Below are 17662 nucleotides of genomic sequence, written 5' to 3'. Positions count from 1 at the left end.
GATGATAATGCCTTGTTGCGAACCTCTTGCAAGAGCGAGTTAGTCGTATGTCGGGTCGCTGCTCATTCGTCAAGAGGCATGAACGGGAAAATATGGGACATTGGAAGGGGGTGGACGCACATATTCCACACAGGTCACGCAGCGTGAGAGGCCCGTCACGATGTCTGTAGTCGAACAGTACGCGCGAGCCCACATCGTCTCCGACGACGCGATACCGGTCGACGAAGCGGTCCCCGTCATCCTGCGCTACGACCCGGAGGCCGACCCGCGTTCGGTGCGCTTCGCCCTCCCGGGCACCCCCGAATGGACCTGCTCCCGCTCGCTCCTCGAACAGGGCCTGCGTGCCCCGGCCGGCACCGGACAGGTCCGCGTATGGCCGTGCGGCCGCGTGCAGGCGGTCGTCGAGTTCCACTCCCCACAGGGCGTCTCGGTGGTGCAGTTCGAGACGAAGGCCCTGCTCAGGTTCCTGCGCCGCACCTACATGGCGGCGGCACCCGTCAGCCGCTGACCGGCACCGCCCGCCCGCGCAGGCGGCGCCCGGACGCCGTCGCTCAGCCCATCTTCAGCAGCGCCGCCACGATCGGACCGGCCGTGTCACCGCCGTGACCGCCCGCCTGGACCACCCCCGCCGCCGCGAGGTCGCCCCGGTAGGCGGTGAACCAGCCGTTCGGCTTCTTCTGGCCGTCCACCTCGGCCGAGCCCGTCTTCGCGCCCGCGTCACCGCTCAGGCCGGACATCGCCTTGGCCGCCGTACCGTAGCCCGCCGTGTACCGCATGACCTCCTTCAGCCAGGTCTGCGTCTGCGAGGACATCGTCCGGGACGCCTTCGCCAGAGTGCGGTGGTCGACGTCGGGGGAGACCAGGTACGGCTGGCGGAAGACGCCCGACTCCACGGTCGCCGAGACCGACGCCATGTTCAGCGGGTTCATGCGCACCCCGCCCTGGCCGATCAGCGAGGCACCCATCTGCGCACCGCTCTGCACCGGGATCGAGCCGTCGAAGGTCGGGACGCCGATGGCCCAGTTGTTCATACCGAGGCCGTAGACCTGCTGGGCCTCCGTCGTCAGGTCGCTGTCGGACAGCTTCGGCGCGAAGTTGATGAAGGCGTTGTTGCAGGAGGCGCCGAAGGCCAGCTTGAAGCTGCCCTGCTTGATCTCCGAGTTGTCGTCGTTGTGGAAGGTCCAGCCCGCGAGCTTGTACGTCTTGGGGCAGGGGTGCGACTGGTCCGGCTTGACGAGCTTCTTCTCGAACAGCATCGTCGACGTCACGATCTTCATCGTGGAGCCCGGCGCCAGGGAGCCCTGGAAAGCCGTGTTGAAGCCGGGGTTGTGGTTCGCCACGGCCAGGATCTCGCCCGTCGACGGGCGCACGACCACGACCGAGGACCGGTCCTTCGCGGCGACCTGCCGCTCGGCCGCCGCCTGGAAGGTGGGGCTCAGCGTCGTCTTCACCTTGCCCGGGGTGCCCTTGGTCAGCGTCAGCAGGCTCTTGTCGGACAGCTTGGCCTTCTGGGAGGCCTTGCCGCGCACGACGTCGAGCTCGATGCCCGCCTTTCCGCCGGCGATCTTGCCGTACTTCTCGCGCAGGCCGTCCAGGACCGGGCCCAGCGACGGGTACTCGGCGGTCGTCAGCTCGCCGCCGTCACGGTCGTAGGCCCTGACCGGAGGCGTCCCCGCCTCGCCGGTGACCAGGGTGTCGCCGTCCTTCAGGTCCGGGTGGACGACGGAGGAGTGCCAGTCGACCAGCGGCTTGCCGGTCTCCTTGTCGCGTACGACCGTCAGCGAACTGGCGTACGCCAGCGGCTTGCTGATGCCCTTGTACGCGACCGTGCCCTTGACGGAGAAGGGGACCTTGTCGCCGGTGCGGGTGCCCGGCGTGAGGGTGACGCCCGTGATGTGGGCGTCCTTGGTGTAGCCGGTGAGCAGGGCGGTGGCCGCCGTCGGGTCGTTCGTGACGGCGGCCGCCCGGTCGGCCTTGCCCGACTTCCAGGACGTCAGGAACTCCGTGGCCGCGGTCCGCACCTCGGTCGCCGACAACGGGCCGGTCTTGACGTGCTTGTGGTCGCCCGAGGACGCGGACGTCGAGGACGCCCCGTCCTCGGCCGAGGCCCCGTGGCCGTACAGCGCGTAGGCGCCGAGGCCGGCGCCGCCGACGACCACGGCGATCATCCCGCCGATGACGGCGGGCCTGGTCTTCCGTCGCTCGGCGACGCGCCTTCTGTTGCCCACAGTTCCCGTTCCTCCGCTGCTTCCCCAGGGTCCCCGTTGCCCTCATCCATCCCAACGACGCCAACAGCCTAGAGTCCCGAAGCGGAGCGGAAACTTCAGCCCGCCGTCCGTAGCACAGCTGCGACAATCGGGCCCGCCGCGGTGCCGCCGTGGCCGCCCTCCTCGGTCATGGCCGCGGCCGCCATGTCGTTGCGGAACCCGGTGAACCAGCTGTTGGACACGGTCTGCCCGTCGACCTCCGCGGAACCGGTCTTGGCGCCGATGTCACCGCGCAATCCGGCCATGGCGTTCATCGCCGTCCCCTGGGTTGCGGTGAGCCGCATCATCTGCCTCAGCTGGCCGGAGGTGCTCGCGGACAGGCCCTTCGCGGTGGCCAGTTCGCGGTCGTCCAGGTTCGGCGAGACCAGGTACGGCTGGCGGAAGCTGCCGGTGATGGCGGTCGCGGTCACCGACGCCATGTTCAGCGGGCTCATCTGCACCTGGCCCTGGCCGATGGCGTTGGCGGCGCGGTCCGGGCCGCTGACCGTGGGCACCTTGCCGTCGAAGGAGGTGATGCCGGTCTTCCAGTTGTCCCGGCCGAGTCCGAAGCGGTCCTCGGCCTCCTGCGTGAGCGAGGAGTCGGTGAGCGGCTTCTCGTCGATGAGCTTGATGAAGGCGGTGTTGCAGGAACGCAGGAAGCTGTTGGCGAGCGTGGCCTTCTCGTTGGGCTGCATGTTCTTGAGGTTGGTGAAGGTCTGGCTCTGCCAGGTGGCGCTCGGCGGACAGGGCGCCGGGCCGTTCATCGAGGTCACGCCGTTGTCGATGAGCATCGCCGCAGTGATGATCTTCATCGTGGAGCCGGGCGCGACCTCGCCCTCGAACGCCGCGTTGAACTGGTCCTTGCGGTTGTTGGCCACCGCCAGCACCTCACCGGTACTGGGCTTGACGGCCACCACCGACGACTGGTCGAACTTCTTCACCGCCGTCTCGGCCGCCGCCTGCGCACTCGCGCTGATCGTGGTCCGCAGCCTGCCCGCCCTGCCCTTGGCGAGGGTCACCAGCGTGGTGTCGGCCACCCCCTCCGCCTGGTGGTGGACGGCCAGCTCGATGCCGGGCGTGCCGCCCGCCTTGTCGCCGTAGCGCTGGCGCAGGGTGTCGATGACGGGCCCGAGCGAGGGGTACTTCTCCTTGGTCAGCACGGCCCCGTTGCGGTCCACGGCCTCGATCTCCGGGCTCGCCGACTCGCCGGTGACCAGCGTGTCGCCGGTCTTGAGCTGCGGATGGACGACCGAGGGCCGCCAGTCGACCAGCGCCCGCCCGGTGGTCCGGCCCCGCACCACCGTCAACTCGCTCTTGTACGTCAACGGCTTGGACTTGCCCTCGTACGACACCGTCGCCCTGACCGTGAAGGGCACCGTCGCCCCGCTCGCCGCGCCCGGGGTGATCTTCACGTCCTTGATGTGCGCGCTCTCGCCGTAGGCCGTCAGCAGCGGCTCGGCGCCGGCGTCGTCGTTCGTGTACGTGGCCGCCCGGGCCGCGTCCCCCTTCGACCAGGCGGCCAGGAACTTCGCCGACGTCTGCTTGATCTCGTCCTTGCTCGGCGGCCCCGTCTTCACGGACGCCGCTCCGCCGTCGCCGTCACCGTTCAGCGCCGACACGATGTTGAAGGCGCCGTACCCGGCGCCGCCCACCATCACGGCGAACACGCTGCCTATGACGGCGACCTTGACCCCCTTGGCCATCTCTCTCCCCGTTCCCCGTACATCGATCCTCCGCACTGTAGGCGGCGGGAGAGGCGGGCGTGAGGGAAGTTGCCCATGTGGGGACGAAAACCGGCTACACCCAGGTGTCCAGCCACATACGTGAACGCCAGTTGTCGATCGGGATCGCGGTGCCGGTGTACAGGGGCCAGAAGTAGATGAAGTTCCAGGCGATCAGCAGCACCAGGACGCCCGCGCCCGTCGCTCCGGCCACCCGCCGCGTGTCACTGGAGCCCGGCGGGCCGATGACCGCGCCCAGCAGCATCGCCACCGCCAGGCACAGGAACGGCACGAAGACGACGGCGTAGAAGAAGAAGATCGTCCGTTCCTGGTACATGAACCAGGGCAGATAGCCGGCCGCCACACCGCAGGCGATGGCACCGGCCCGCCAGTCGCGGCGGAACAGCCAGCGCCACAGGACGTACAGGACCGCGAAGCAGGCCACCCACCACAGCAGCGGCGTGCCGATCGCGAGGACCTCCCGGGCACACTTCTGGCCCGCGTCGGCGGCGCAGCCGTCCGCGCCGGGCGAGGGGGACTCGTAGAAGTACGACACCGGGCGGCCGTCGACGATCCAGCTCCACGGGTTGGACATGTACGTGTGCGGCGAGGACAGGCCGATGTGGAACTCGTAGACCTCGTGCTCGTAGTGCCACAGGCTGCGCAGCCAGTCCGGCAGGAAGGTCCAGCTGCCGCCCCGGCCGTCGGTCGCGGCCCAGCTGCGGAAGTAGCCGCCGGAGCCGTCCGCGGGGGAGAGGATCCAGCGGATCCAGGAGAGCAGGTAGACGGTGACGGCGATGACGGACATCACCACCCACGAGACGATCGACTCGGCCGCCCAGATCAGCGAGATCCGGTGGCGGGCGCCCGCCGTCCTGCGCGCCCCGACGTCCCACAGCGCGGCCATCAGGGCGAACGCGGCCAGGAAGTACAGGCCGTTCCACTTCGTGCCGATCGCCAGCCCCAGCAGCACGGCCGCCGCCCACCGCCAGGGGCGCAGACCCAGCCAGGTGGACTCGGCGACGTGCGCGTCGGGCCGCGCCTGACCGTCCGGGCCCACCGGGAGGGCGGCCGCGAGTCTGGCGCGCGCCCGGTCCCGGTCGAGCACCAGGCAGCCGAACGCGGCCAGCACGAAGAACATCAGCACGCCGTCGAGCAGCGCGGTGCGGCTCATCACGAAGTGCAGCCCGTCCACCGCCATCAGCGCGCCGGCCAGGCAGCCGAGGAAGGTGGAGCGGAAGATCCGGCGGCCGATACGGCACAGCATCAGCACCGACAGCGTGCCGAGCACGGCGGTCATGAAACGCCAGCCGAACGGGTTGAACCCGAACATCGTCTCGCCCAGCCCGATCACGTACTTGCCGACCGGCGGATGCACGACATAGGCCGCGTCCGTCGGGATCTTCACGTGTCCGTGGGAGGAGATGATCAGGTCGTTGGCGTTCTTGTCCCAGTTGACCTCGAAGCCGCGGTGGACGATCGCCCAGGCGTCCTTGGCGTAGTACGTCTCGTCGAATATCACCGCGTTCGGGCTGCCCAGGTGCCAGAACCGCATGACGCCCGCCAGCAGCGTCACCAGCAGCGGGCCGCCCCAGCCCGACCAGCGCGCGATGCGCCCGGCGAGCGCCGGCCGCACGCCCAGCACCTGCCACAGCCGCGGGCTCGGTTCGACGAACGGCGGCACCAGACGCTCACGGACGTCGCTTCTGTACCCGGCCGAGTATCCGAAACGGCGCAGCCGCAGCTGCCAGGCCGGCCGCTCGTCTTCGGGGGTCTGGCCTTGCCGGGTGTCCGGGGAGGACGCGGTACTGGTCACCGCGCCATCGTAGGGAACGGTTCTGTGTGAGTCCCGTGCATGGCAGGTAAGGGTTCGAATGCGTTCGCTTCCGTCGCTCCCTGGGAGGATGGGGGCGTGACCGGAATCCTCGTACTCGCAGGCACCCCCATCGGCGACATCGCGGACGCGCCCCCGCGACTGGCCCAGGAACTCGCCGGGGCCGACCTCGTCGCCGCCGAGGACACCCGGCGGCTCAGGCGGCTGACCCAGGCGCTGGGCGTCACCCCCAAGGGCCGCGTGGTGTCGTACTTCGAGGGCAACGAGTCCGCCCGCACACCGGAGCTGGTCGAGGAGCTGGTCAACGGGGCGCGCGTGCTGCTCGTCACCGACGCCGGCATGCCCTCGGTGTCCGACCCCGGCTACCGGCTGGTCGCCGCCGCCGTCGAGAAGGACATCCGGGTCACCGCTGTGCCGGGCCCGTCCGCCGTGCTCACCGCGCTCGCCCTGTCGGGGCTGCCCGTGGACCGGTTCTGCTTCGAGGGGTTCCTGCCGCGTAAGGCGGGGGAGCGGCTGACGCGGCTGAAGGAGGTCGCCGAGGAGCGGCGCACGCTCGTGTACTTCGAGGCCCCGCACCGGCTCGACGACACGCTCGCCGCGATGGCCGAGGCGTTCGGCGCCGACCGGCGGGCTGCCGTGTGCCGGGAACTGACCAAGACGTACGAGGAGGTCAGGCGCGGCCCGCTGGCGGAGCTCGCGGAGTGGGCGGCCGCGGGGGTGCGCGGTGAGATCACGGTGGTCGTGGAGGGGGCGCCCGAGCGGGGCGCGCAGGACGTGAGCGCGGAGGAGCTCGTGCGCCGTGTGCGCCTGCGCGAGGAGGCCGGGGAGCGCCGCAAGGAGGCGATCGCGGCCGTCGCGGCCCAGGCCGGGCTGCCCAAACGGGAGGTCTTCGACGCGGTTGTGGCCGCGAAGAACGCCGCTTCGGTGAGTGGTTCGTGAGGCTTTCGTGAACTGCGCCACACCCCCTCTGAGCAGGGCGCATCTCGCCTGAGCGAGCGCCCCACGGACAGGCAAAGGGCTGTCGTGAAAAGCAAAGCCCCAAGGGGCCGAGTGGGGGTGGTATGGCAAGGAAAATCCAAATCGGATCCAACACTCGACAGGCCTGCTGCGCTCACGCCGCCGGAAGCGTCCACTGGGTGAAGGGACGCACCCGTCCCTTTGTCCAGCGGACAAGAGGAGCTGGCATGAGCGAGATCGAAGGACGGACCGCCCTGCGCGGCGCGGCCACCGCGGTCGTCCACGAGTCGTACTCCTTCGCCTGCATGCGCTGCGGGCACGGCTGGGAGCAGTCGTACGAGATAGAGCACCACACGGACGCCGACGGCCACGAGTTCGTGATGTACGTGGCGAACGAAAGGATCGTCCCCTCCCCGCTGTCCAGGCCGACCTGCCAGAACTGCGACGCCCACGTCGTGCGGATCATGGGGCCCGGGCGGGTCTCCGCGGCGCACGACGCGGCGCACCGCTCCCATCGGCCCACCGCCCCGCAGGCCGGGCCCGTGGAGGCGCCGGAGACGGCCGCCGACGGCGTGGAGCCGAAGGAGCACCACCACTGGCATCTGTCCGATCTCCTGCACCCCTTTCAGCGCAAGGCGAGCTGACAGCTCCCCGGGCCGGGACGGCATGCCCCTTTCGTAGGATCGGGGCATGCCTTCCTCCAGCGCGAAGACCGGTGACAAGAGCGCACCGCCGCTCCCGGCGCCCCTCCGGGTGCCCGTCGCCGACTCCCACACCCACCTCGACATGCAGTCCGGCACGGTGGAGGAGGGGCTCGCCAAGGCCGCGTCGGTGGGCGTGACCACCGTCGTCCAGGTCGGCTGCGACGTACGCGGCTCGCGCTGGGCCGCCGAGACCGCAGCGGCCCACGACGCCGTCCACGCCGCCGTCGCCCTCCACCCGAACGAGGCGCCGCGCATCGTGCACGGCGACCCCGACGGCTGGTCCCGGCAGGGCGCGCGCGAACCGGGGGGCGCCACGGCGCTCGACGAGGCGCTCGCCGAGATCGACCGCCTGGCCGCGCTCCCCCACGTCAAGGGCGTCGGCGAGACCGGCCTCGACTACTTCCGCACCGGCCCTGAGGGCAAGGAGGCGCAGGAGCGCTCGTTCCGCGCCCACATCGAGATCGCCAAGCGGCACGGCAAGGCGCTCGTCATCCACGACCGCGACGCCCACGCGGACGTACTGCGCGTGCTGAAGGAGGAGGGCGCCCCCGAGCGCACCGTCTTCCACTGCTACTCCGGCGACGCCGAGATGGCGCAGACGTGCGCCCGCGCCGGCTACTTCATGTCCTTCGCCGGCAACGTCACCTTCAAGAACGCCCAGAACCTGCGGGACGCCGTGGCGGTGGCCCCGGCGGAGCTGCTGCTGGTGGAGACCGACGCGCCCTTCCTCACCCCGGTGCCGTACCGCGGACGGCCCAACGCCCCGTATCTCATTCCGGTCACGGTGCGCGCCATGGCCGCCGTCCGGGGCGTCGACGAGGACGTCCTGGCGACGGCACTCGCCGCGAACACCGCCCGCGCCTTCGATTACTGACCCATAACGCACGACTGTGCGTAGCCGCGTCGCTTTGGAGAGTGACGGTCGCTCCGCTAGGTTCTGTTGGCCCGATCCGGACCCCTCTGGACCCAACGGCCCCTGGAGCGTGTCGGCGTGAGCAACTCGCAGTACGAGACGTATGAGGAGTACGGCCCGGCCGCGCCGGCCGAGGCGTACCCGCCGTCGCCGGGGTACGACTGCTTCGGCGACGGCTTCGACGACCGTTTCGACGACGGCTTCGGTGACGGCGGGCTGGACGGCGGGTTCGGCGACGGCGGTTTCCGTGACCGTGGTTTCGACCTGCACAGCGCGCGGACCCTTCCGGCGGCGCACGTGGTGCCGGAGGCGCCGGTGGTGTCCGGTGCGCTCGGGGCGTACGGCGATCCGTACGCGCCTGCGTACGAGACGTACGGGGCGTACGAGGCGTACGGACAGGGTGCCGACGCGCCGCGCGAGCCCTACGAGGCGGCGCTGCCGCGCCAGACGGGGCGCGTGGTGAACGAGGGGGCGCCCGACGAGGCCGCGCGCGCCGTGGCGAGCGGGCGCGGTTCGCGCCGGCGCAAAGTGCGGTACGCCGAGCGCCCGAACGACTCCGTGCGCCGCCTGCTGCCCCAGGCGCTGGTCGTCGCCTTCCTCGCCGGCGGAACCTCCGCGTTCGTCGCCAACGACAAGGCGATCGAGCTGAGCGTCGACGGCAAACCGCGCACCCTGCACACCTTCGCGGACGACGTGACGGAACTCCTCGCGCAGGAGGGCGTCGCCGTGGGGGAGCACGACGTGGTCGCGCCCGCCCCCGGCACGGCGCTCGCCAGCGGCGACGAGGTGGCGGTGCACTACGGGCGCCCCGTGCGGCTCACGCTCGACGGACACCGGCGCGAGGTGTGGACCACGGCGAACACTGTGCAAGGGGCGCTCGACCAACTGGGCGTGCGCGCGGAGGGCGCGTACATGTCCGTCTCGCGCTCCCAGCCCATCGGACGCGCCGGCCTCGCCCTCGACGTCCGCACCGAACGCTCCGTGACGATCATGGCCGACGGCCGCGCCCGCACCGTGCGCACGAACGCGGCGACCGTGCGCGAGGCGGTCGAGGAGGCCGGTGTCACCCTGCGCGGCGAGGACACCACGTCCGTCCCGGGCGACAGCTTCCCGCGCGACGGACAGACCGTGACCGTGCTGCGCGTGACCGGCAGCGAGGAGGTCCGCGAGGAGCCGATCCCGTTCGAGACGGAACGCAGGAACGACCCCACGCTGTTCAAGGGGACGGAGGTCGTCGAGCAGACCGGGCAGCCGGGCCTGCGACGCGACACCTACGCCCTGCGGACCGTCAACGGCGTCCGGCAGAAGCCGCGCAGGACCGACTCCGACGTGGTGCGCGAGCCGCGCAGACAGATCGTGCGGGTCGGCACCAAGCCCCTGCCGACGTCCGTGCACGGCGCGGACGGCCTGAACTGGCACGGGCTGGCGGCGTGCGAGTCGGGCGGCAGGCCGGACGCGGTCGACCCTTCGGGGACGTACGGGGGCCTGTACCAGTTCGACACCCACACCTGGCACAGCCTCGGCGGCAGCGGGCGGCCGCAGGACGCGACGGCGGAGGAGCAGACGCTCCGGGCGAAGAAGCTGTACGTGCGGCGCGGGGCGAGCCCCTGGCCGCACTGCGGGACGCGCCTGCACGGGTGAGCCGCGCGGACGGGGGCGGGGCGACACCCCCGTACCCTTGTCCCCGTGAGCAGCAGCCCCGCCCCAGACGCCCTCCTCGGGCCCGCCGACGTACGCGAACTCGCGGCCGCCCTCGGTGTGCGTCCCACCAAGCAGCGCGGCCAGAACTTCGTGATCGACGCGAACACGGTCCGCCGTATCGTCCGCACCGCCGAAGTCCGCCCCGACGACGTGGTGGTGGAGGTCGGCCCCGGGCTCGGCTCGCTCACGCTCGCGCTGCTGGAGGCCGCCGAGCACGTCACCGCCGTGGAGATCGACGACGTACTGGCCGCCGCGCTGCCGGCGACCGTCGCGGCCCGCATGCCGGAGCGCGCCGGGCGTTTCGCGCTGGTCCACTCCGACGCGATGCAGGTGAGCGAGCTGCCCGGCCCGCCGCCGACCGCGCTGGTGGCGAACCTGCCGTACAACGTCGCCGTACCGGTCCTGCTGCACATGCTCGACACCTTCCCGACCATCGAACGCACCCTGGTCATGGTCCAGTCGGAGGTCGCCGACCGCCTCGCCGCCGGGCCCGGGTCGAAGGTGTACGGCGTGCCGTCCGTGAAGGCCAACTGGTACGCCGAGGTCAAGCGGGCCGGGGCGATCGGACGGAACGTCTTCTGGCCGGCGCCGAACGTCGACAGCGGTCTCGTGGCGCTCACCCGGCGCACCGAGCCGGTCGCGACCACCGCCTCCAAGGCCGAGGTGTTCGCCGTGGTCGACGCCGCCTTCGCGCAGCGCCGCAAGACGCTGCGGGCCGCGCTCGCCGGATGGGCCGGTTCGGCCCCGGCGGCGGAGGCGGCCCTGGTCGCCGCCGGGGTGTCGCCGCAGGCGCGCGGCGAGGCGCTCACCGTCGAGGAGTTCGCGCGCATCGCAGAGAACAAGCGGGCCGGCGCCACCGAGCCCGTCGAGCACGAGGAGCCCCGTTCCCAGTGAGCGTCACCGTCCGCGTCCCCGCCAAGGTCAACGTGCAGCTCGCGGTGGGCGCCGCCCGGCCCGACGGCTTCCACGACCTGGCCAACGTCTTCCTCGCGGTCGGCCTCTACGACGAGGTGACCGTGACGCCGGCCGAGGAGCTGCGCGTCACCTGCGAGGGCGCCGACGCCGACCAGGTCCCCCTGGACCGTACGAACCTCGCCGCGCGGGCCGCGCTCGCGCTCGCCGAACGGCGGGGCATCGAGCCGGCCGTGCACATCCACATCGCCAAGGACATCCCGGTCGCCGGCGGCATGGCGGGCGGCAGCGCGGACGGCGCGGGCGCGCTGCTGGCCTGCGACGCGCTGTGGAGTGCGGGCGCCTCGCGGGCCGAACTGCTCGCCATCTGCGCCGAGTTGGGCAGTGACGTGCCGTTCAGCCTGGTCGGCGGCGCGGCGCTGGGCACCGGGCGCGGCGAACAGCTGACCGCGCTGGAGGTGGGCGGCACCTTCCACTGGGTGTTCGCGATGGCCGGGCGGGGGCTGTCGACGCCGGCCGTGTTCCGGGAGTTCGACCGGCTCACGGCAGACCTCGACGTCCCCGAGCCGGTCGCCTCGCAGGAGCTGCTCGACGCCCTCGCGAAGGGCGACGCCGACGCGCTCGCCGCCGCCGTCTCCAACGACCTGCAGCCCGCCGCCCTCTCGCTCTTCCCGGAGCTCGCCGACACGCTGGCCACGGGCCGCGCCGCCGGCGCCCTCGCCGCGCTCGTCTCCGGATCGGGGCCGACGACGGCGTTCCTCGCCCGGGACGCGCGGTCGGCGGTGAAGGTGGCGGAGGCACTGGAGGCCTCGGGCACCTGCCGCACGGTGCGTACGACGACGGCTCCGGCGCCGGGCGCGACGGTGCTCGGGGGCACGCCGGCGTAACGGCACATCCGCGAGGGGATCTGACCTGCGCGGGGATCGGTCGGCCACCGGTGCGCATTACGCTGGGAGGCTGATCGATCCCCCCGGGCAGGAGAGAAATGGCCGTCAATCTGGTCAATGTCGAGAACGTCAGCAAGGTGTACGGCACTCGTGCCCTCCTCGACGGCGTCTCCCTCGGCGTCTCCGAAGGCGACCGGATCGGGGTCGTGGGACGCAACGGGGACGGCAAGACCACGCTCATCCGCATGCTGGCCAAGCTCGAGGAGGCCGACACCGGGCGCGTCACCCACTCCGGAGGGCTGCGCCTGGGGGTGCTCACCCAGCACGACTCCCTGGACCCGAACGCCACCGTGCGGCACGAGGTCATCCGGGACATGGCCGACCACGAGTGGGCGGGCAACTCCAAGATCCGGGACGTGCTCACCGGACTGTTCGGCGGGCTGGATCTGCCCGGTTTCCCCCAGGGTCTCGACACCGTCATCGCGCCCCTGTCCGGCGGTGAGCGGCGCCGTATCGCCCTCGCCAAGCTGCTCATCGAGGAACAGGACCTGATCGTCCTCGACGAGCCGACCAACCACCTCGACGTCGAGGGCATCTCGTGGCTCGCCCGCCACCTGCGCGAGCGCCGCTCCGCGCTGGTCTGCGTCACGCACGACCGCTGGTTCCTGGACCAGGTGTGCACGCGCATGTGGGACGTGCAGAAGGGCGACGTCTACGAGTACGAGGGCGGTTACTCCGACTACGTCTTCGCGCGCGCCGAGCGTGAGCGCATCGCCGCCACCGAGGAGGTCAAGCGGCAGAACCTGGTCCGCAAGGAGCTGGCCTGGCTGCGCCGCGGGGCGCCCGCGCGTACGTCCAAGCCGCGCTTCCGCGTCGAGGCCGCCAACGAGCTGATCAAGGACGTGCCGCCGCCCCGGGACAGCTCCGAGCTGATGAAGTTCGCCTCCTCGCGGCTCGGCAAGACGGTCTTCGACCTGGAGGACGTGACCGTCCAGGCCGGCCCCAAGGTGCTGCTCAAGCACGTCACCTGGCAGCTCGGCCCCGGCGACCGCGTCGGCCTGGTCGGCGTGAACGGCGCAGGCAAGACCTCCCTGCTGCGGGCGATGGCGGAGGCGGCCCGCAGCGAGGGCGAGACGCAGCCGGTCGGCGGCCGGATCGCCGTCGGGAAGACGGTCAAGCTCGCCTACCTCTCCCAGGAGGTCACCGAGCTGAACCCGAACCTGCGGGTGCTGGAGGCCGTCCAGCAGGTGCGCGAGCGCGTCGACCTCGGCAAGGGACGCGAGATGACCGCCGGGCAGCTGTGCGAGACGTTCGGCTTCAACAAGGAGAAGCAGTGGACGCCGGTCGGCGATCTCTCCGGCGGTGAGCGCCGCCGCCTCCAGCTGCTGCGCCTGCTCATGGACGAGCCCAACGTCCTCTTCCTCGACGAGCCCACCAACGACCTCGACATCGAGACCCTGACCCAGCTGGAGGACCTCCTCGACGGCTGGCCCGGCTCGATGATCGTCATCTCCCACGACCGGTTCTTCGTCGAGCGCACCACCGACCGCGTCTTCGCGCTGCTGGGCGACGCCACGCTGCGGATGCTGCCGCGCGGCATCGACGAGTACCTGGAGCGGCGCCGGCGGATGGAGGAGGCGGTCGCCGCGGCCGCCCCGGTCGCGGACAAGCCCGTCGCCGAGAGGAGCTCCGCGGACCAGCGCGTGGCGAAGAAGGAACTGCAGAAGATCGAGCGGCAGTTGGACAAGGTCTCCGAGCGGGAGGCCAAGCTGCACGCCCAGATCGCCGAGAACGCCACGGACTTCGCGAAGGTGGCCGAACTGGACGCGGAGCTGCGGGATTTGGCCGGGCAGCGGGAGGAACTGGAGCTGCGCTGGCTCGAACTCGCCGAGGACGCGTGAAGCACGTGTGAAGGCGTAACGGCGGTATCACGGGCCGGTCGTCCCTTGGGAACAGCGGACGAACCGGCCCGGTGCGTTGTCGGTGCCGAGTGATAGAAAGAGCCGTCTGAGAACTCTCTGAGTACGACTCCGGCTCATCACGCGCCTCGGGGCGTGGCTGGAAATCAGTGATCGAACGGGGGAAAGCGCTGATGACACAGCCGCCGCAGGGTGGCTTCGGACCGCCGCAGGACCCGCCGCCCCAGGGCGGATTCGGGTCCCCGCAGCCTCCGCAGAGCCCGCCGCCTCCGCAGCCCGGTTACGGCCACCCCCAGCCTCCGCAGCCCCCTCAGCCGCCCGCGCAGCCACCCCAGCAGCCGGGTCCGTACGGTCAGCCCGGTCCCTACGGTCAGCCGCAGCAGCCGGGTCCGTACGGTCAGCCCGGCCCCTACGGCCAGCCGCAGCCGCCCGGCCCGTACGGAGCGCAGCCCGGCTACGGCTACCCGCCGCAGCCCCAGTACCCGGGCGGGCCCGGCACCCCGGGCGGCCCCAAGTCCTCCAAGGGCAGGCCGGCGCTGATCGCGGTGGCGGCCGTCGCCGCCCTGGCCGTCATCGGCGGAGTCGCGTACGCGGTGACCCGCGGTGGGGACGACGGCAAGAAGCCGGTCGCCGGGCAGAGCGACGATCCCAAGCCCACCGCGTCCGGCACCTCGGGCGGCTCCGGCGGCACGAAGGGTTCCGATCCCGAGGACCTCAACTCGGGCCGCCAGGCGGGCGAGGCGAAGGTCCTCTGGTACAAGTCGCCGCCGGACACGCCCGGTTCGGGCGCCGACGCCCCCGGCATGTGGATCACCGGCAAGACGGTGGTGAAGGCGGCGTACAAGCAGGTCTTCGCCTACGGCGTGGGCGACGGCGCGACCGCCTGGGGCCCGGTGACGTTCCCGCAGAAGATCTGTTCGGTCACCCCGCAGAAGTCGTCCGACGACAAGGTCGTGGTGGCGTACGAGAGCGGCACCGGCGAGCGCGCCAAGTGCAACAAGCTCCAGCAACTCGACCTGAACACCGGCGCGAAGGGCTGGAGCGGCACGCTCGGCGACGGCGCGCTGTTCGACAACACCATCAACGTCTCGCTGTCCATCACCGGCAAGACGGTGGTGGCGGGCCGCGCCCAGTCCGGGGTGGGCTTCGACGTCGACAGCGGCAAGAAGCTGTTCGAGAAGACGAAGTACGGCAGCTCCTGCTTCCCGACCGCGTTCGCGGGCGGCGCCAGGCTGGTCTCCGTCGCGTCCTGCGACGCCTCCGAGGCGAACGAGCACGAGGAGATCCAGGAGCTCGACCCGAAGACCGGCAAGGCCAGGTGGACGCAGAAGTTCGACAAGGGCTGGACGGTCTCGCGGACCTACTCCGTCGACCCGCTCGTCGTCTACAGCACGAACGAGGACAAGAAGGCCTGGAACATCTCCTCCTTCGACTCCAAGGGGCGTTTCCGCTCCCAGGTCGGCTTCGACGAGAACTTCGCCCCGCAGTGCGGCTGGCAGATCCTCGACCGCGACCTGCAGGGCTGCGAGGGCGTGGCGGCCGACGCGAACACGCTCTACCTGCCGACCAAGGCGACCACCGGGCCGAACGAGATCGTCGCGATCGACCTCGCCGACGGCAAGGAGAAGTGGCGCGTGAAGTCCACCGCGGACGAGTCGATGCTGCCGATGAAGGTGGAGGGCGGAAAGCTCATCGCCTACGTCGAGCCGTCGTACGACGCGGGCGGCGAGGTCGTGTCGATCGCGACGAGCGGCTCGGACCACAAGCCGGCGAAGCTGCTGCGCAACCCGGCGGGCACGGCCGACCTGGAGAACGGCTTCTACTCCAAGGCCTACGACTGGGTCGACGGCCGCTTCTACCTCTCCTCGACCCGGCTGGCCGGCAATGACGACTCGAAGGGGAAGCTGATTCTCGCCTTCGGCAACTGACGCCGTCCCACGGCTCCCCACGTCCCCGTCGCCCCGCCGCCGCCCCCGAGGTACCCCGCCATGACCCAGCCCCCGCCCCCGCCGCCGAACCAGCCGCCGAACCAGCCCCCTCAGCAGCCCGGCTTCGGCCCGCCCCAGGGCCAGCAGCCGCCCCAGCCGCCGCAGACACCCCCGCAGCAGCCGGGTTTCGGCGCCCCGCAGACCCCGCCGCAGCAGCAGCCGCCCTACGGCGCCCCGCAGCCGCCCCCGCAGCCCGGCTACGGCTACCCCCAGGCCCCCCAGCCTCCGCAGCAGCCCGGCTACGGCTACCCCACGCCGCAGCCGCCGTACGGCCAGCAGCCCAACCCCTACGGCCAGCAGCCCGGTTACGGCTATCCGCAGCAGCCCGTACCGCCGCACCCCCAGGCCGGCGGACGGAAGAACAACACGCCGCTGATCGTCGTCGCGGCGGTCGCCGCGCTCGCGCTCGTCGTGGGCGGCATCTGGTACTTCGCGTCCGCCGGTGGCGACGCCAAGAAGGACCGGACCGCGAACTCCAGCGGCGGCACCGGCGGCGGCGACGGCGGTGACACCGGCAAGGGCGGCGTCGACGGCAAGGGCGAGGAGAAGGTGCCCGCCGACACCGCCTCCAAGCTGCTGTACAAGCTCCCGGCGCCCAAGGTCGACGACACCACCGTGGTGTCCGGTTCCTGGCTGACCGACAAGGTGTACGTGAAGAGCGGCGTCGCCCAGATCAGCGCCTACGACCTCGACAAGGGCACCAAGCAGTGGACGATCAGGCTGCCCGGCCCGGTCTGCACGGTCAGCCAGCACACCACCGACGACCACCGCACGGCCGTCCTCTTCCAGCCCAAGATGCCGGCGAAGAACAGGTCGGCCGGATGCAGCCAGGTCGCGGCGATCGACCTGGACGCAGGCAAGAAGCTGTGGACGAAGTCGGTCGGTGACGGCGCCGGCGGGACGATCACGTTCAGCAACGTCACCGTCAGCGCGAGCACGGTCGCCGCGGGCGGCCTGCAGGGAGGCGCCGCGTTCGACGTCTCCAGCGGCAAGCCGCTGTGGGCCCCGAAGGCCGACGACACCTGCTACGACGCCGGGTACGGCGGCGGCGAGAAGCTGGTCGCGGTGCTCAAGTGCGGTCAGTACGGCGAGCGCCTGCTGCACATCCAGACCATCGACCCGCAGACGGGGAAGGTGATCTCGGAGTACAAGATGGCCAAGGGCATCGAGTACGCCTCCGTCGTGTCGACGAACCCGCTGGTCGTGGCGGCCGACGCGGGCGACAGCGCCGGGGACGGCAGCGAGATCTCGGACTTCTACTCCATCGACAACAAGACCGGCAAGCTGATCAACCGGATCTCGGCGCCGGGCAAGCAGTACGCGGCCCGCTGCGACGGCATCACCAAGATCGAAGGCTGCACCGGTCTCGCCGTCGGCAACGACCGGCTGTACGTCCCGACCGAGGAGCACAGCGGCACCAAGGAGTACAGCCAGACCAACGAGATCGTCGCCTTCGACCTGGCCACCGGCAAGCAGACCGGCCAGCGCGCCGACGCCGGCGACGGTTACACGATCACGCCGCTGCGCATGGACAACGGCAACGTGATCGCGTACAAGCGCCCGCCGTACGACAAGGGCGGCCAGATCGTCAGCATCGACGGCGGCTCCTTCAAGGAGACGACCCTGCTGGAGAACCCGGCGACCGGTCCCGCGCGGTCGGCGGAGACCACGATGTCGCCGGACTACTCCGAGATCCTCTACTCGCAGGGCCACCTGTTCATGGCCTCGCAGTTCGCCGACAAGTCGTCGTCGGCGGGGGACAAGTACCTGGCCCTGGCGTTCGGTACGGGCAGCTGAATCACCCACGTATGAGAGAAAAACAAGATATTCCGTCGATCCGGGGCAGTTCTCACCGGTAGGGGGAGCGCAACGTCGAACAA

13 protein-coding genes are annotated in these 17662 nt (G+C 71.1%); 10 read left to right on the top strand and 3 right to left on the bottom strand.

Features of this window, described 5'->3' with window-relative positions; all coding sequences use genetic code 11:
- The first annotated feature begins 160 nt into the window (after positions 1 to 160).
- A complete protein-coding gene (locus ACIGDI_RS24435) occupies positions 161 to 508 on the top strand; it encodes an SsgA family sporulation/cell division regulator (protein ID WP_399900244.1) in 348 nt (115 codons plus the stop codon).
- Between the two features lie 43 nt (positions 509 to 551).
- Here ACIGDI_RS24435 and ACIGDI_RS24430 read toward each other — a convergent pair whose 3' ends face one another.
- The 3 genes from ACIGDI_RS24430 to ACIGDI_RS24420 all read right to left on the bottom strand — a co-directional run bounded on the left by ACIGDI_RS24430 (position 552) and on the right by ACIGDI_RS24420 (position 5783).
- On the bottom strand, positions 552 to 2228 hold the full coding sequence (locus tag ACIGDI_RS24430; RefSeq protein WP_399900241.1) for a penicillin-binding transpeptidase domain-containing protein: 1677 nt from the start codon (positions 2226 to 2228) through the stop codon (positions 552 to 554).
- Between the two features lie 95 nt (positions 2229 to 2323).
- Positions 2324 to 3949, bottom strand: coding sequence for a penicillin-binding transpeptidase domain-containing protein (locus tag ACIGDI_RS24425; protein ID WP_399900238.1), 1626 nt, complete (start codon positions 3947 to 3949; stop codon positions 2324 to 2326).
- 94 nt (positions 3950 to 4043) lie between these two features.
- Positions 4044 to 5783 (bottom strand): dolichyl-phosphate-mannose--protein mannosyltransferase, encoded by a 1740-nt coding sequence (locus ACIGDI_RS24420; RefSeq protein ID WP_399900235.1) that lies wholly within the window; start codon positions 5781 to 5783, stop codon positions 4044 to 4046.
- Positions 5784 to 5879: 96 nt separating this feature from the next.
- On the opposite strand from ACIGDI_RS24420, the gene rsmI reads away from it, so the two are divergent.
- The 9 genes from rsmI (at position 5880) to ACIGDI_RS24375 (ending at position 17579) form a co-directional block, all read left to right on the top strand.
- The gene (gene rsmI, locus ACIGDI_RS24415) at positions 5880 to 6740 is read left to right on the top strand and encodes a 16S rRNA (cytidine(1402)-2'-O)-methyltransferase (RefSeq protein WP_399900232.1); all 861 of its coding nucleotides are present in this window, start codon (positions 5880 to 5882) and stop codon (positions 6738 to 6740) included.
- A 245-nt stretch (positions 6741 to 6985) separates the two neighbouring features.
- Entirely contained in the window at positions 6986 to 7402 is a 417-nt protein-coding gene (locus tag ACIGDI_RS24410) for a hypothetical protein (protein WP_399900229.1), read from the top strand.
- A gap of 46 nt (positions 7403 to 7448) precedes the next feature.
- Positions 7449 to 8336: a TatD family hydrolase gene (locus ACIGDI_RS24405; RefSeq protein WP_399900226.1), complete on the top strand. Its 888-nt coding sequence runs from the start codon at positions 7449 to 7451 to the stop codon at positions 8334 to 8336.
- A 117-nt stretch (positions 8337 to 8453) separates the two neighbouring features.
- Positions 8454 to 10016: a ubiquitin-like domain-containing protein gene (locus ACIGDI_RS24400; protein ID WP_399900223.1), complete on the top strand. Its 1563-nt coding sequence runs from the start codon at positions 8454 to 8456 to the stop codon at positions 10014 to 10016.
- Positions 10017 to 10061: 45 nt separating this feature from the next.
- Complete coding sequence (rsmA, locus tag ACIGDI_RS24395; RefSeq protein ID WP_399900220.1) at positions 10062 to 10970, top strand: 16S rRNA (adenine(1518)-N(6)/adenine(1519)-N(6))-dimethyltransferase RsmA; 909 nt, start codon at positions 10062 to 10064, stop codon at positions 10968 to 10970.
- Entirely contained in the window at positions 10967 to 11875 is a 909-nt protein-coding gene (locus tag ACIGDI_RS24390) for a 4-(cytidine 5'-diphospho)-2-C-methyl-D-erythritol kinase (RefSeq protein ID WP_399900217.1), read from the top strand. Before rsmA ends, ACIGDI_RS24390 begins: the two co-directional genes overlap by 4 nt.
- A 98-nt stretch (positions 11876 to 11973) precedes the next feature.
- On the top strand, positions 11974 to 13776 hold the full coding sequence (locus ACIGDI_RS24385; protein ID WP_399900214.1) for an ABC-F family ATP-binding cassette domain-containing protein: 1803 nt from the start codon (positions 11974 to 11976) through the stop codon (positions 13774 to 13776).
- 191 nt (positions 13777 to 13967) lie between these two features.
- The gene (locus ACIGDI_RS24380) at positions 13968 to 15722 is read left to right on the top strand and encodes a PQQ-binding-like beta-propeller repeat protein (protein ID WP_399900211.1); all 1755 of its coding nucleotides are present in this window, start codon (positions 13968 to 13970) and stop codon (positions 15720 to 15722) included.
- 60 nt (positions 15723 to 15782) lie between these two features.
- A complete protein-coding gene (locus ACIGDI_RS24375; RefSeq protein ID WP_399900209.1) occupies positions 15783 to 17579 on the top strand; it encodes a PQQ-binding-like beta-propeller repeat protein in 1797 nt (598 codons plus the stop codon).
- The last annotated feature ends 83 nt before the right edge of the window (positions 17580 to 17662 follow it).

The sequence above is a fragment of the Streptomyces sp. NPDC085900 genome (genome assembly GCF_044540925.1).
Taxonomy (GTDB): Bacteria; Actinomycetota; Actinomycetes; order Streptomycetales; family Streptomycetaceae; genus Streptomyces; species Streptomyces gilvifuscus.
This window is presented reverse-complemented; position numbering and strand designations above follow the sequence as displayed.

What these genes read in the sequence shown, in the direction of transcription:
- ACIGDI_RS24435 (WP_399900244.1), top strand. Translation starts at nt 161, where the DNA reads ATGTCTGTAGTCGAACAGTACGCGCGAGCCCACATCGTCTCCGACGAC.
- ACIGDI_RS24425 (WP_399900238.1), bottom strand. Translation starts at nt 3,949, where the DNA reads ATGGCCAAGGGGGTCAAGGTCGCCGTCATAGGCAGCGTGTTCGCCGTG.
- ACIGDI_RS24410 (WP_399900229.1), top strand. Translation starts at nt 6,986, where the DNA reads ATGAGCGAGATCGAAGGACGGACCGCCCTGCGCGGCGCGGCCACCGCG.
- ACIGDI_RS24405 (WP_399900226.1), top strand. Translation starts at nt 7,449, where the DNA reads ATGCCTTCCTCCAGCGCGAAGACCGGTGACAAGAGCGCACCGCCGCTC.
- ACIGDI_RS24385 (WP_399900214.1), top strand. Translation starts at nt 11,974, where the DNA reads ATGGCCGTCAATCTGGTCAATGTCGAGAACGTCAGCAAGGTGTACGGC.
- ACIGDI_RS24380 (WP_399900211.1), top strand. Translation starts at nt 13,968, where the DNA reads ATGACACAGCCGCCGCAGGGTGGCTTCGGACCGCCGCAGGACCCGCCG.
- ACIGDI_RS24375 (WP_399900209.1), top strand. Translation starts at nt 15,783, where the DNA reads ATGACCCAGCCCCCGCCCCCGCCGCCGAACCAGCCGCCGAACCAGCCC.